Origin of the sequence: Micromonospora sp. NBC_00858 (genome assembly GCF_045207365.1) — a bacterium.
In the GTDB taxonomy this organism is placed as follows: Bacteria; Actinomycetota; Actinomycetes; order Mycobacteriales; family Micromonosporaceae; genus Micromonospora.
Map to the genome: position 1 here is coordinate 4,789,256 of NZ_CP108828.1, position 13,881 is coordinate 4,803,136.

Consider the following 13,881-nt stretch of genomic DNA (forward strand, 5'->3'; position numbering starts at 1 on the left):
ACCACCAGCGACGGGCCTCTCATCCGAGGGGCCCGTCGTCGGTTCTTGAGAGGATGACGAGATGAGCTCCCTGTTCACGCCGCTGACCCTGCGCGCGGTGACGCTGCCCAACCGGATCGCCATGGCGCCGATGTGCCAGTACTCCGCCGGCCCGGACGGTCTGCCCACCGACTGGCACCTGATCCACCTCGGCACGCGCGCGGTCGGCGGGGTCGGGCTGGTGCTGACCGAAGCGACCGCCGTGCTGCCCGAGGGCCGGATCAGCCCGCAGGACACCGGGCTGTGGTCCGACGCGCATGTCGACGCGTGGCGGCCGGTGACCGCGTTCGTCGCCGGCCAGGGCGCGGTGCCCGCCGTGCAGCTCGCGCACGCCGGCTTCAAGGCCTCCACCTACCGACCGTGGGCCCAGACCCGCGGCGGCGTGCCGGACGCCGAGGGCGGCTGGACGCCGGTCGGTCCCGGGGCGGAGCCGTTCGTCGCCAACTACCGGGTGCCGACCGCCCTCGACGCGGCCGGGATCGCCGGCGTGGTCGAGGCCTTCGCCACCGCCGCCGGGCGGGCGCTGGACGCCGGCTTCGCCGCCGTGGAGATCCACGCCGCGCACGGCTACCTGCTTCACGAGTTCCTCTCGCCGCTGACCAACCACCGCACCGACTCCTACGGTGGTGACCGGTCCGGCCGCATGCGGCTCACCCTGGAGGTAGCCCGCGCGGTACGCGCGACGGTCGGCGAGACCGTCCCGGTGCTCACCCGGATCTCCGCCACCGACTGGGTCGAGGGCGGCTGGACGGCCGAGGACAGCGTCGTGCTCGCCGCCGAGCTGGCCGGCGCCGGCGTGGACCTCGTCGACGCCTCCTCCGGCGGCGCACACCCGGACGCGCGCGTCCCGCTGGGCCCCGGCTACCAGGTGCCGCTGGCCGCCCGGATCCGCCGCGAGGCCGGCGTACCGACCGGTGCCGTCGGCCTGATCGTCGAGCCGGAGCACGCCGAGCAGATCGTCGCCGGTGGCGAGGCCGACCTGGTGCTGCTCGGCCGGGAGCTGCTGCGCGACCCGTACTGGCCGCGCCGCGCCGCCGCCAAGCTCGGCGTCACGTACACCGGGCCCGCCCAGTACGCCCGCGCCGCCTGACCCCTGCCGGTGGGGCGGCTGCCGCACCCGCTGACCTCCGCCGGTGGGACGGCTGCCGCACCCGCTGACCTCCGTCGGTGGGGCGGCTGCCGTGCCGGGCGGCCGCCCCACCGTCAGCCGGCCAGGTGCGACCAGTCGCCCTCCAGGTCCCGCCAGGTCCCCTGGGCCGCCACCGTGCCGCCGAGCAGCACCACCACGTGATCGGCGCGGACCAACGCGGCGCGCTTCGCGGTCGAGCCGACCACGGTCACCCCGTGCGCGCGCAGCGCCTGCCACAGCGCCAGCTCGGTGGTGACGTCCAGCGCCGACGACACGTCGTCGGCGACCAGCAGCTCGGTACGCGGCGCCAGCGCCCGGGCCAGCGCCAGCCGTTGCAGCTGGCCGCCGGAGAGCCGGGTGCCCTTGTGCCCGATGAGCAGGCCCAGCCCACCGCCGGCAGCGGCCAGGTCGTGGTCGAGCTGGGCGGTGGTGACCGCCCCGGCCGCGTCCACCTGGTGGCCGAGCGCGATGTTGTCGGCCACCGTGCCGGAGAGCACCCGGGGCAACTGGCCGACGTAGCCGACCTGGTTGGGGCGCAGGAACAACTCCGGCTCGGTGACCGGGTCGCCGTTCCAGGACAGCTCACCGGTGTGGTGCACGATCCCGGCCAACGCCCGCAACAGCGACGACTTGCCCGAGCCGACCGGCCCGACGACCAGCACCAGCTGCCCGCGCTGCACGGTCAGGTCCACATCCCGGACGGCGACCGTGCCGTCGGAGTGCACCACCCCGAAGCCGCGCAGCTCCAGCCGGCGCAGCGGATGCCGGGGCGGCATACTCGGCGCGGGCGCCGTCCCGGCGGCCAGATCGACCGCCGGCACCCCCGCGGAGTACGCGTTCACCCCGGTCATCGCCACCGTGCGTCGGGTCCAGACCCGCGCAGAGGGCAGCTGGGAGATCAACGACGCCGTCGTCCAGGCGAACCAGCGGGCCGCGCCCAGGGTGGAGACGGCCACCAGCACCGCCCCGGCGGAGAGTCCGCCGTTCAGGTAGAGCGCCCACGCGCCGATCGGCAACAGCCCGCTGGCGACCGACGGCGTGGAGCGCGACCACACCTGCACCGAGATCTCCCGCCGCTGCCGGTCGCTGCGCACCACATCCAGGTCCGCAAGGTGACGTAGCACCGCCGCGGTCGCGCCGGCGAGCTTCACCGTCCGCGCCGCGGAGAGCGTGGAGACCAGCGCGGTGGCGAAGGCAGCCCGCGCCGCCACCGTCGCCCGGGCGGCACGCTCGAGCTTCGGCCCGAACAGCGTCGCGGCCAGCCCGGAGACGACCATCGTGCCGAGGAAGAACAGCCCCGGTACGACGCTGCCGGTGACCGCCGTCATGGCGACCACCAGGACCAGCGCGACGGCCTGGTCCAGCACGTTGTCGGCGAGCTGGACCACCCGCTCGGTGTCGCCGCCCTGCGCCACCACCTCGGCCGGGGTGTGCGAGCTGACCCGGCGCGGCCCGGTCTGGCCGTGCACCAGGCGCAGGCCGATCCGCAACATCTGCCGCACCCACCACTGGGGGAACCAGACGTGGGTGTAGTACGGCAGCGGCAGGGTGACCAGCAGCCCGGCCGCGATCCCCACCGCCGGCAGGTACGGGTTGCCGGTCCCGTCGACCACGTCGGCCCAGAGCCAGGGCAGCACCGGGCCGTCCAGCCCCAGCAGGCTGAGCCCGAGGAACAGCCCGATCGCGGCCAGCCCGTACCGGGGATCGTTGGTACAGAGTCGGAAGATCTCCCGCAGCGTCCGAGCCGGCGGTACGGGCGGCAGTGGCGGCGGGTCGGCACGGGTCGGCCCGACCGGCCCAGTCGGCTCGACCAGCCCAGTCGGCTCGACCAGCCCAATCGGCGCGCTCGTTCCGACCGGCCCAACCGGCCCGGCCGGCGTGCTCGTTCCAACCGGTCCGACCGGCCCGGCCGGCGTGCTCGTTCCAACCGGCCCGACCGGCGTGCTCGTTCCGACCGGCTCGGCCGGTGCGCTCGCCGGCTCGCTCGGCCAAGCGTTGGCCGGGTCGGGGCCGACCAGCAGGTCGGTGCCGGCGCCGGCGCGGCCGGCCGGCGCCGCTGCGGCGTACGCGGCGGCGTGACTGGTCGCCAGCAGCTCGGCGAAGCGTGTCGACGTCTCCAGCGGGCCGGCCTCGACCACCGCGCCGTCGGCCAGCACCACGACCTCGTCGCAACGGCGCACCGAGGAGAGTCGGTGGGCGATGACGATCCCGATCCGGTCGAGCAGCAGTCGTTCGGTGGCCCGCTGCACCCGCGCCTCGGTGACTGGGTCCAGCCGCGCGGTGGCCTCGTCGAGGATCACCACATGCGGGTCACGGACCAGGATCCGGGCGAACGCCACCAACTGCTCCTGACCGGCGGAGAGCACGTGCCCGCCCTCCCCCAGCCGGGTCGCCAACCCGTCCGGAAGTTCGGCGATCCAGCCGGCCAGGCCCAGCTCGTTCAGCGCCCGGGCTGCGGCGTCGAGCAGCTCCGGGTCGAAGAGTGCGACGTTCTCGGCGAGCGTGCCGGCCAGGATCTCGGTGCGCTGCGGCACCAGTGCCACCCAGCGGCGCAACTGCTCGACGTCGAGGTCGCACAGGTCGGTGCCGCCGAGGAAGACCGTTCCCGGCGGCACGTCGACGGCCCTGGTGAGCACCTTCGCCAGAGTCGACTTGCCCGAACCGGTCCGCCCGATCAGCGCGTACGAGCGCCCGCGCGCGAAGGTGAGACTGAGCCCGCGCAGCGCCGCCCCCCGGCCGCTCTCCGGGCCGCTCACCTGGTACCCGAACGTCAGCTCGCGGATACGCAGGTCACCCTCGGTCGGGCTGGCCCCGCCGACGGGCTCCTGTCGGGCCTTCTGGAGCAACTGCACCCGGGCCCACGCGCCGAGAGCCTCCTGGATCTCCGGCACCATCCGGCTGACGTGTTCCGCGGTGGCCCCGAAGGCCAGGGCGAGCAGCCAGATGGCGGTGAGCCGGGCAGCGTCGACCCGGTCGGTGGTCAACGCCCAGGCCCCGCCGAGCACCACCACGCCGATGCCAGCCCGGATCGTCGCGGTGGCGGCCGTGGCCACCCGCGCGGACAACACCCAGACCAGGTGGCCCCGGGACAGCACGGCAGCGGCCCGGCGGGCGTACAGCCGCAGTACGTACGGCCGGGCCAGGCTGGTCCGTACGTCGTCCTGGCCGTGCACCGCCTCCTCCATCACGGCGGCCAGGTCGGACCACGCCTCCTCCTCGGCCATCCGGGCCGGACCGATCCGCGCCGTGGGCCGTCGCAGTCCGACCGCGAGCACCACCGTGAGCAGCAGCATCGCGATCCCGGCCGGCCACCACACGAGCAGCGCGACGACCATCGACAACAGGCCGACGCAAAGGCCCTGGGCGAGCCGGGTGCCCTGGTTACGGACCGCCGACGCGACCTGGTAGACGTCCCCGTCGATGCGGTCGAGCAGCTCGCCCACCGGGGTGGTCTCCAGGGTGGGCAGGTCCTGCCCGAGGGCGACGCGGCAGAGCCGGCGGCGCACGTCGGCGGACCAGTCGGCGGTCAGGCCGGCCATCAGCAGGCTCACCGCGAGGTCGCTGAGCACCACGGCGACCAGCGCCGCGGCCAGCACGGCGAAGAAGCCGGCCGAGCGGTGCACCAGCACCGCGCCGGCCAGCGCTGACGCGCCCGCCTGACCGGCGGCGCCGAGCACGATCAGGACGGCCACGATCGTCATCCGACGTGTCGAGGTGCCCCACAGATCACGGAGCAGGCGCATTGGTGTCCCTCCGGACGTGGGTGGCGGCGAACCCAGCGTGCCGGTACGGAACCGGTCAACTCAACCGATTTACCGTCTCTGAGCAGGGCTTCCGGTCAGGTCAACCGGTCCGAACTCGCGATCTGTGGAAGCTGTGATCCCGATCATCATCGAACATCCACGCCGTCCGGTTTCCGTGCTCGGCCGGTGCGGGACTGACCGGGGTGGGCGGGCTTCCGGGCCACGTCCGTGCGGGATGCGGTGGGACGTGGGACTGCCGTGGTACGCGCGCCGCCGCCGCTTCTCGCGCTCGACCCAGGCGATCCCGGCTCCGGGGGGTCAGGCTTGACCCCCGCGCCGGGCAGGGCGGGCCCCAGACCTGTCGGCGGTCACCGTCGCGTCGATGGTCGCCGTCTGTCCCGATCGCCCTGAACGCAGCCCCAGCCCTCAGCCCCAGCCCTCGTCTCCCGGTCGGTCGCTGTTGTTGGCGTGATACCTGTGAGGCATAAATATGCCTGTGAGGTATCACCGGTGTTGTCGACCCCGGGCCGGGTCGCGAGGTTTCGGGGTGATCGACTCGGTGTCGGCGATGTCGCGGTATCCCGACGCGGTGATGCCCCCATCTCGGCGATCTGGAGTTGACCATGGCCAGCCGGCCCGGTCTGACGCCGGGACGGTGGCCGGGCGCGCGTCGAATGTCCGGCTGACGCCGGGAGCGGTGGGCGCTCCGGGCGTCGAATGTCCGTTATCCGGGGTCTTTGCGAGTGACCGGCTGCACCCGTCGGCCGGAATGGGGGCCGGCCCGGGGTCGTTACATACCCTGACGATCGCAGTACCACCGGCCCGCCGCCCCACCCCCCGGGGTTGGAATGCCAGGCCAAGCCCGGTCGTTACAGATCCCCGAACGACCGCACCAGGCACCCGCTCGACCCGGTGCCAATGCCGGAATGACCTCGGCCCGCCGGTCGTTGCAGATCCCCTGAACGACCGCCCTAGCGCCCCGCTCGACCGGGTGCCGGCGGATGGGCCAGGCCGGAATGATGTCGGCCCGGTGGTCGTTACACATGGACCCGGTGCCACGAGCCCCCTGCTTGTAGGCCGCCGAAAAGACTTTGTTGTTAGCGCCGGACGAGGTGCTCGCACCCTGCAATGCCGATCCCCCGGTCGGTTGGGTGTTTACCCCCGTGAAGGAGCTACCCCCATGAACACGATCATGCGTAAGAGTGTGCTGTCTGTTGCTGGTCTGGCCTTCGCCGGTGGTGTGTTCGCCGGTCCGATCGCCGCCCACGCCGCCACCCCCGTCGACACCAAGCCCGCCGCGATGCAGTCGGTCTCGCCGCAGGGTGAGCAGTCGCGCATCGATTTGAACGGTGAGCAGACCGCCAACGTCAAGGCGATCATCGCCGCCACGAAGAAGGCTGGTCTGCCGGAGCGGGCCGCGGTCATCTCGATCGCGACGAGCCTGCAGGAGTCGAAGCTGGAGAACCTCGGCCACCTCGGCGACATGAACGACCACGACTCGCTGGGCCTGTTCCAGCAGCGGCCGAGCTCGGGTTGGGGCACGCCGGAGCAGATCACCGATCCTGAGTACTCGACCACCGCGTTCCTCAAGGGTTTGAAGCAGGTCGACGGGTGGCAGGACATGCCGCTGACCGACGCCGCGCAGACCGTGCAGGTGTCGGCCTACCCGGACGCCTACGCCCAGTGGGAGAAGCAGGCCACCGACCTGGTCGGCCAGTACTGGAACAGCTGACCCACACCAGCATCACCGCATGAACCGACCGCTGGCCGGCACCCCCAACCCGGGGTGCCGGCCAGCGGCATCTCCACGCCACGACGAATCTTGGACAGTTTCCGTTACGCGTGAACGGAAACTGTCCAAGATCTGCCGGGCCGGGCCGGGCCGGGCCGGGCCGAGGGCAGGCCGGGGGCGGAGTCGGGCCAGGCAGGCCGAGCCGGGCGGGACGGGGGGAGCCGAACCAGGCCAGGCCAGGCCGAACCAGGCCAGGCCGAGCCGAACCGGGCCAGGCCAGGCCGGCCCGGACCGCGCCAGGCCGGACCGGACCGCGCCACGCCGGACCGGACCGCGCCACGCCGGACCGCGCCACGCCGGACCGGACCGAGCCACGCCGGACCGGACCGAGCCACGCCGGACCGGACCGAGCCACGCCGGACCGGACCGAGCCACGCCGGACCGGACCGAGCCAGGCCGGACCGAGCCAGGCCGGACCGGGTTGGGTCGGGTCGGGTCGAAAGGCAACCTGCACACGAAAGTTGGCCCGCCTACGAAATGGAAGTGGCGGGTCAGAAGAGGACCGTGGCGAGGGTGCCGATCGGCTGGAAGCCGCAACGCTCGTAGACCCGGCGCGCTGGCAGGTTGAAGTCGTTGACGTACAGGCTGACGGTCGGGGCGACCCGCAGCAGGGCGTCGCGTACGACGGCGGCCATCGCGGCGGTTGCCATCCCCCGGCCCCGCCACTCCGGAGCCACCCAGACGCCCTGGACCTGCGCGGTCCGCTTGGTAACCACGGCCAACTCGGCCTTGAACACGACCTTGCCGTCGACGAACCGGGCGTACGCCCGACCGGCGCGGACCAGGTCGTTGACGCGTCGGCGGTAGCTGCGTCCGGCGTCCTCGGCCAGCGGGGAGACGCCGACCTCCTCGGTGTACATCGCCACCGATGCCGGAAAGAGCCGGTCGACCTCACCGGCGCGAACCTGGCGTACCTCCGGGTCGGCCGGTACGGACGGCAGCGTGTCGGTGGCCAGCAGCGGCTGGTTGGGGCGGACGTCCCGGGCCGGGCCCCAGGCGTCGGAGAGGCGGTCCCAGAGGCCGAGGACGGCGTCCGCCCGGCCGACGATGGAGGAGCAGAGCCTCTCTTCGCCGGCGAGGAGGTCGGCGAAGGCGGAGATGGCTGGTTCGGTGGCGAGTACGGGGGTCAGGTTGCCGCCGAGCCAGCAGAGTGATTCGAGGTTGCGCCGTGCGCCGTACCCCAGGATTCTGCCCTCGGCCCGCCACCAGGAGAGCCCGCGCGCGGCGATGCGCTCGGCGACCTGCGCGCCCGCGAAGGGGTCCAAGTCGAGCAGCCGCTCGACCGCGCGGCGCTCCGATTCTCCCAGTTGCCGTACCGGCACCGTCAGCACGTGTACCAGCCTGCCAGATCGGAACCCCGCCCCGCCGGCCGAGTGACGAGCCCGGCCTCAGACGGGCACGGGCTCGGCAGGAAGGCTGGTCGGTCGGGTGCGGCCGGCCCACCGGACGACCGGGGGCACCAGGGCACCAAGTAGGAGGAACAGCCCGCCGAGCAGCAGCCAGCCCGGTACGCCCCAGCCGAGCGCGAGGCTGGTCACGACGACCGGGGCGAGCATCTTGCCCAGTTCGTACCCCATGCCGTATGCCCCCTGGTACTGCCCCTGCGCGTTGGCCGGCGCCAGCCCGAAGGAGATCCCCCATCCGGCGGCGGAATGCCACAGCTCCCCGATCACGTGCGCCAGCGACCCGCAGCAGAGGAGAGCGACGGCGGCCGCCGTGGGCAGCGAGCCGCTGGCGGCGAAGAGTACGCAGGCCAGCGCGATGGCCACCCCCGCCCGACGGGAGGCGCGGGCGGCTCCCGGCAGGGTGACGGCGCTGCGCGCGGCGCGTACCTGGAGGAGCACCACCAGCACAGTGTTGACCAGCGTCAACCCGGAGATCATCCAGGCCGGCGCCCGAGTGTGCCCGGCGATCCACAGCGGCAGGGCGATGGTGAGCAGGCTGAAATGCATGGACATCAGCCCGTCGAGCAGGGTGAACGCGAGGAACGGGCGGTCACGCAGGGCGATCAGCCGGGGTCCGTGGGTCGGGGCGGCGACCGGCGCGACGGTGGGCAGCCGGAGGAAGACCACCGCCGCGGCCAGCGACGCGGCCGCTGCGGTCAGGATCAGCGCGACGTACCCGGCGCGGGTGTCGGCGGCGATGGCGAAGCCGCCGAGGACGGCGCCGACGGAGATGCCGACGTTGGTGGTGGCCCTCAGGTAGGCGCGGGTGTGCACCCGCTGGTCGGCGGGGATCACGCCGGCGATCAGCGCGCCCCGGGCGCCGCGCTCGACCGCGTCGGCGAGTGCCGTGGCGGCGCCCACCACCAGGAAGGCGACGAACGACCGGACGGTGATCAGGCCGGCGGTCAGGGTGCCGGCGGCGATCAGCCCTCCGACCTGTGCGCCACGCGGCCCGATGCGGTCGGCGAGGTAGCCGCTCGGCGCGCTGGCGAGTACGCCGACCAGGGCCGAGATGGTCAGCCCGACGCCCACCTGGGTCGGCGAGAGGCCGACCGACCGGGTGAGGAAGAGCGCGCTGGCGACCAGCCAGAGGCCCCGCCCGACGGTCTTGACCAGGGTGCCGAGGGTGAGGGTCCGGGCCGGGCCCGGTGGGGGAAGCAGGCGCATGCCCGACACCCTAACAAGACGTACGTACGGTTTGTAACCCGGTACTTGTCAGCGATGCGTTGCCGATATATCGTTGATGCATCAGCGACAGTCCAAGGAAGGAACGGACATGAGATTCCATCGAGATCAGCACCCGATGCACGAGGCTCGGAGGCGCGGCTTCGGCTTCCCGCCGGTCCCGCCCGGCCCGCACGGCCATGGCCACGGCGGACCCGGCGGCCCCTGGGGTGGGCGCGGCCGGGGACGGGGTCGGGGCCGACGCCCGAACGTCCGGGGCGCGGTGCTGGCACTGCTCACCGAGCGGCCGATGCACGGCTACGAGATGATCCAGGAGATCGACTCCCGCACCGGCGGGGCCTGGCGGCCGAGCCCTGGCTCGATCTACCCCACCCTCCAACTGCTGGAGGACGAGGGGGTGATCGTCGCCAGCACGGAGGAGTCCGGCGGCGGACGGAAGCGGTTCGCGGTCACCGAGGCCGGTCAGGCCGAGGCCACCGAGGCCGCGCAGACCCCACCGTGGGCGGAGTTCGCCGAGGACACGGTGAACAGCTGGCACGACATCCGTGACGCCGGTACGCAGGCGATGAGCGCGCTGCGCCAGGTGATGATGAACGGCACCGACGACCAGCGGGAGCGGGCCGCCAAGGTGCTCGACGAGACCCGGCGCAAGCTGTACGCGATCCTCGCCGAATCCGAGTGACGCGAGGCAGCACCACCCGGAACACCAAAAGAGCGGCCGTTTCCCGCAGGGGAGACGGCCGCTCTTTTCGGTACGCGTCGTCGGCGCGAGAGAGCGCCGCCGGACGGATCAGTGCACGGTGACGGTCGGGCCGGTGACCAGCCCGCGCAACTCCTCGGGCAGTTCGGCGCCCATCTCGTCGGCGATCCGGAGCGCCTCCTCGATGAGCGTCTCCACGATCTGCGCCTCGGGCACCGTCTTGACGACCTGCCCCTTGACGAAGATCTGGCCCTTGCCGTTGCCGGAGGCGACGCCGAGGTCGGCCTCGCGGGCCTCGCCCGGACCGTTGACGACGCAGCCCATCACGGCCACCCGCAGCGGCACCGGCAGCCCTTCCAGACCGGCGGTGACCTCCTCGGCGAGCTTGTAGACGTCCACCTGGGCCCGCCCACAGGACGGGCAGGAGACGATCTCCAGGCCCCGCTCGCGCAACCCCAGCGACTCCAGGATCTGGTTGCCGACCTTGATCTCCTCGACCGGCGGGGCGGAGAGTGACACCCGGATGGTGTCGCCGATCCCCTCGGCGAGCAGGGCGCCGAAGGCGACCGCCGACTTGATGGTGCCCTGGAAGGCCGGGCCGGCCTCGGTGACGCCCAGGTGCAGCGGGTAGTCGCACTGCTCGGCCAACTGCCGGTACGCCCGGATCATCACGACCGGGTCGTTGTGCTTGACCGAGATCTTGATGTCCCGGAAGCCGTGCTCCTCGAACAGCGAGCACTCCCACAGCGCCGACTCGACCAGCGCCTCGGCGGTGGCCTTGCCGTACTTGCTGAGCAGCCGCTTGTCCAGGGAGCCGGCGTTGACGCCGATCCGGATCGGCACGCCGGCATCGCCGGCGGCCTTGGCGATCTCCCGGACCTTGTCGTCGAACTGGCGGATGTTGCCCGGGTTGACCCGGACCGCCGCGCAGCCCGCGTCGATCGCCGCGAAGACGTACTTGGGCTGGAAGTGGATGTCGGCGATCACCGGGAGCTGCGACTTCTTGGCGATCGCCGGCAGCGCCTCGACGTCGTCCTGGGACGGCACCGCCACCCGGACGATCTGGCAGCCGGACGCGGTCAGCTCGGCGATCTGCTGGAGGGTCGCGTTGACGTCGGAGGTGAGGGTGGTGGTCATCGACTGCACGGACACCGGCGCACCGCCACCGACCGGGACCGAGCCGACCATGATCTGGCGGCTGGCCCGGCGTGGTGCGAGCGGCGGGGGCGGCACGGCGGGCATACCGAGACTGATTGCGGTCACTTCAGGCACTCACCTTGAGAAGAGCGTGATCGGGTTGACGACGTCCGCGGCGATGGTGAGCAGGGTGAACGCACCACCAATCAGGATCACCACGTACGTGAAGGGCATCAGTTTGAGGTAGTCGACCCGGCCGGGGTCGGCCCGGCCGATCCGCGCGTAGATCCAGGAGCGGGCCCGTTCGAACCAGGCGATGGCGATGTGGCCGCCGTCCACCGGGAGCAGCGGCAGCAGGTTGAACACACCGATGAAGAAGTTCAGCGACACGAAGAGCATGAAGAAGACCAGCCAGGCGTTGTTCTCCACGGCCTCGCCGCCGAGCCGGCTGGCGCCGACCACGCTGATCGGGGTGTCCACGTCCCGCTCGCCGCCGGTGAGGGCGGTCCACAGGGCGGGGACCTTCTGCGGGAGCCGCTGCAGCGCTTGGGCCGTACCGACGGCCAGGTCGCCGGTGAAGGAGGCGGTCGCGCCAAAGGCGCCGACCGGCCCGTACGTCACCCGGGTGGGGGTGCTGGGGACGAGGCCGACGCCGAGGGCGGCCACCGGCCCTGCGGCGCCCTTCGGGTCGTCCAGGGGCGGACGCTGGGTCTGCGCGAGCACGGTGCTGGTGCTGCCCGACTGCCCGTCACGGACGTACTCGATCCGCGCGGTCTCCCCCGGCTTGAGATTGCGCAGCGTGGTGAGCAGGTCGCCGTAGTTGCCGATCGGGGTGCCGTTGACCGAGGTGATCCGGTCACCGTCGCGCAGTTGCGCCTGCGCGGCAGGGCTGGCCGCGTCGGCGGGCGTGCACGCCCGCAGCGCGTTCTCCGGCACCACGCACGGGCTGAGCTGGATGACCGCCGGCTCATTGCGGGCCTGCGCGTCGGTGGTCGGGAAGTCCGGGTTGGGCAGGCCGGCGGAGACGGCGAGGATCCAGATGGTGATCAGGGCGAGCGCGAAGTGGGTGATCGAACCCGCGGCCATCACGATCGTCCGTTTCCAGACCGGGTAGCGCCACATCGCCCGCGGCTCGTCGGCCGGGTCCACGTCGTCGTCCTGCGGGGTCATCCCGACGATCTTGCAGAAACCGCCGAGCGGGATGCCCTTGACGCCGTACTCGGTCTCGCCCCGCTTGAACGACCAGAGGGTGGGGCCGAATCCGACGAAGTACTTGGTGACCTTCATCCCGAACGCCTTGGCGGTGAGCAGGTGCCCCGCCTCGTGCAGACTCACCGAGATGAGAATGGCCAGGGCGAAGAGGACCACCCCGAGCAGGTACGACATCAAGCTCCTTCCACCGAACCCGCGATGATCTCCTGCGCGTGCGCGCGTGCCCACGACTCGGCCGCGAGCACGTCCTCGACGGTACCTGGTTCGGCGAAGTCGGGAGCGTCCTCCAACACGCGCTCCAGCGTGTCGACGATGCCGAGGAACGGCAGCCGGCCCGCCACGAACGCCTCGACGCACTCCTCGTTCGCCGCGTTGTAGATCGCCGGGCGGCAGCGCCCGGCCTCCCCGGCGGCCTTGGCCAGCGCCACCGCCGGGAACGCGGCGTCGTCCAGCGGGGCGAACTCCCAGGTGTGCGCGCTCGTCCAGTCGACCGCGGCGGCGGCCCCGGGCACCCGGTCCGGCCAGCCGATCCCCAGCGCGATGGGCAGCCGCATGTCCGGTGGGCTGGCCTGGGCGATCGTGGATCCGTCGGTGAACTCGACCATGGAGTGGATCACCGACTGCGGGTGCACCATCACGGTGATGTCGGCGTAGGGCACGTCGAACAGCTCGTGCGCCTCGATCACCTCAAGCGCCTTGTTGACCATCGTGGCCGAGTTGATCGTGACGACCGGCCCCATGTTCCAGGTCGGGTGTGCCAGCGCCTGCTCGGGTGTGACCTGCGTCAACTCGTCGCGGCCCCGGCCCCGGAACGGGCCGCCGCTGGCGGTGACGATCAGCCGGCGCACCTCACCGCGTGACCCGGAACGCAGGCACTGGGCCAGCGCCGAGTGCTCCGAGTCGACCGGGACGATCTGCCCCGGCCGCGTCACCGCGGCCTTGACCAGCGGGCCGCCGGCCACGAGGGACTCCTTGTTGGCCAGGGCGAGGGTACGACCACCGCGCAGCGCGGCCAGCGTAGGAGCGAGGCCCAGCGAGCCGACCACCCCGTTGAGCACGATGTCGCACGGCCACTGGGCCAGCTCGGTCATCGCGTCCGGCCCGGCCACGATCTTGGGAAGCTTGAAGTCGCCGGTGGCCCACCCGCGCCTGCTCGCCTCCGCGTAGAACGCGAGCTGGAGGTCCTGCGCGGCGGATGCCTTGGCCACCCCGACCGCGTCGACGCCGAGCTCCAGGGCCTGCGCGGCGAGCAGCGCGACGTTGCCGCCACCGGCGCCGAGCGCCACCACCCGGAACCGGTCCGGGTTGCGCCGGACGATGTCGATGGCCTGCGTGCCGATCGAGCCGGTGGACCCGAGCAGGACAAGGTCGCGGGGGGAAGTCACGGGGCCATTGTTCCCCAGAGGCGCTGAGCGCCCGCTGGGAGCCCGGCGATGATCGACTCCAGATCGCCGATGTCGGGGTATCCCAGACACCCGGATACCCCGACATCGCCGAAC

General features: G+C 72.5%; 9 protein-coding genes. 3 read left to right on the forward strand and 6 right to left on the reverse strand.

The genetic code is table 11. From position 1 onward, the window contains the following. Window positions 1–61: 61 nt before the first annotated feature. Window positions 62–1,129, forward strand: a complete 1,068-nt coding sequence (locus OG990_RS22230) for an NADH:flavin oxidoreductase/NADH oxidase (protein WP_406077029.1) — start codon at window positions 62–64, stop codon at window positions 1,127–1,129. Between the two features lie 113 nt (window positions 1,130–1,242). Here the strand turns inward: OG990_RS22230 and OG990_RS22235 are convergent, their stop codons facing one another. Continuing rightward, window positions 1,243–4,911 carry an ATP-binding cassette domain-containing protein gene (locus OG990_RS22235; RefSeq protein ID WP_406077030.1) on the reverse strand — a complete coding sequence of 1,223 codons (3,669 nt, stop codon included), beginning with the start codon at window positions 4,909–4,911 and terminating at the stop codon, window positions 1,243–1,245. Between the two features lie 1,180 nt (window positions 4,912–6,091). On the opposite strand from OG990_RS22235, the gene OG990_RS22240 reads away from it, so the two are divergent. Then, window positions 6,092–6,643, forward strand: coding sequence for a hypothetical protein (locus OG990_RS22240; protein ID WP_406077031.1), 552 nt, complete (start codon window positions 6,092–6,094; stop codon window positions 6,641–6,643). 551 nt (window positions 6,644–7,194) lie between these two features. Here OG990_RS22240 and OG990_RS22245 read toward each other — a convergent pair. Together OG990_RS22245 and OG990_RS22250 are read right to left on the reverse strand one after the other, a co-directional pair. Next, window positions 7,195–8,034 (reverse strand): GNAT family N-acetyltransferase, encoded by an 840-nt coding sequence (locus OG990_RS22245; protein WP_406077032.1) that lies wholly within the window; start codon window positions 8,032–8,034, stop codon window positions 7,195–7,197. A gap of 57 nt (window positions 8,035–8,091) precedes the next feature. After that, window positions 8,092–9,315 (reverse strand): MFS transporter, encoded by a 1,224-nt coding sequence (locus OG990_RS22250; RefSeq protein ID WP_355614636.1) that lies wholly within the window; start codon window positions 9,313–9,315, stop codon window positions 8,092–8,094. Between the two features lie 109 nt (window positions 9,316–9,424). On the opposite strand from OG990_RS22250, the gene OG990_RS22255 reads away from it, so the two are divergent. Further along, the gene (locus OG990_RS22255) at window positions 9,425–10,015 is read left to right on the forward strand and encodes a PadR family transcriptional regulator (protein WP_386989726.1); all 591 of its coding nucleotides are present in this window, start codon (window positions 9,425–9,427) and stop codon (window positions 10,013–10,015) included. A gap of 108 nt (window positions 10,016–10,123) precedes the next feature. Here the strand turns inward: OG990_RS22255 and ispG are convergent, their stop codons facing one another. The 3 genes from ispG to dxr are packed head-to-tail and all read right to left on the reverse strand — an operon-like array spanning window position 10,124 to window position 13,767. After that, window positions 10,124–11,296 (reverse strand): flavodoxin-dependent (E)-4-hydroxy-3-methylbut-2-enyl-diphosphate synthase, encoded by a 1,173-nt coding sequence (ispG, locus tag OG990_RS22260; RefSeq protein ID WP_328424594.1) that lies wholly within the window; start codon window positions 11,294–11,296, stop codon window positions 10,124–10,126. Window positions 11,297–11,305: 9 nt separating this feature from the next. Further along, window positions 11,306–12,556 (reverse strand): site-2 protease family protein, encoded by a 1,251-nt coding sequence (locus tag OG990_RS22265; RefSeq protein WP_328424593.1) that lies wholly within the window; start codon window positions 12,554–12,556, stop codon window positions 11,306–11,308. Next, complete coding sequence (gene dxr, locus OG990_RS22270; protein WP_328424592.1) at window positions 12,556–13,767, reverse strand: 1-deoxy-D-xylulose-5-phosphate reductoisomerase; 1,212 nt, start codon at window positions 13,765–13,767, stop codon at window positions 12,556–12,558. Before dxr ends, OG990_RS22265 begins: the two co-directional genes overlap by 1 nt. Window positions 13,768–13,881 lie beyond the last annotated feature (114 nt).

What these genes read in the sequence shown, in the direction of transcription:
- OG990_RS22240 (WP_406077031.1), top strand. Translation starts at nt 6,092, where the DNA reads ATGAACACGATCATGCGTAAGAGTGTGCTGTCTGTTGCTGGTCTGGCC.
- OG990_RS22250 (WP_355614636.1), bottom strand. Translation starts at nt 9,315, where the DNA reads ATGCGCCTGCTTCCCCCACCGGGCCCGGCCCGGACCCTCACCCTCGGC.
- OG990_RS22230 (WP_406077029.1), top strand. Translation starts at nt 62, where the DNA reads ATGAGCTCCCTGTTCACGCCGCTGACCCTGCGCGCGGTGACGCTGCCC.
- OG990_RS22265 (WP_328424593.1), bottom strand. Translation starts at nt 12,556, where the DNA reads ATGTCGTACCTGCTCGGGGTGGTCCTCTTCGCCCTGGCCATTCTCATC.
- OG990_RS22235 (WP_406077030.1), bottom strand. Translation starts at nt 4,911, where the DNA reads ATGCGCCTGCTCCGTGATCTGTGGGGCACCTCGACACGTCGGATGACG.
- OG990_RS22255 (WP_386989726.1), top strand. Translation starts at nt 9,425, where the DNA reads ATGAGATTCCATCGAGATCAGCACCCGATGCACGAGGCTCGGAGGCGC.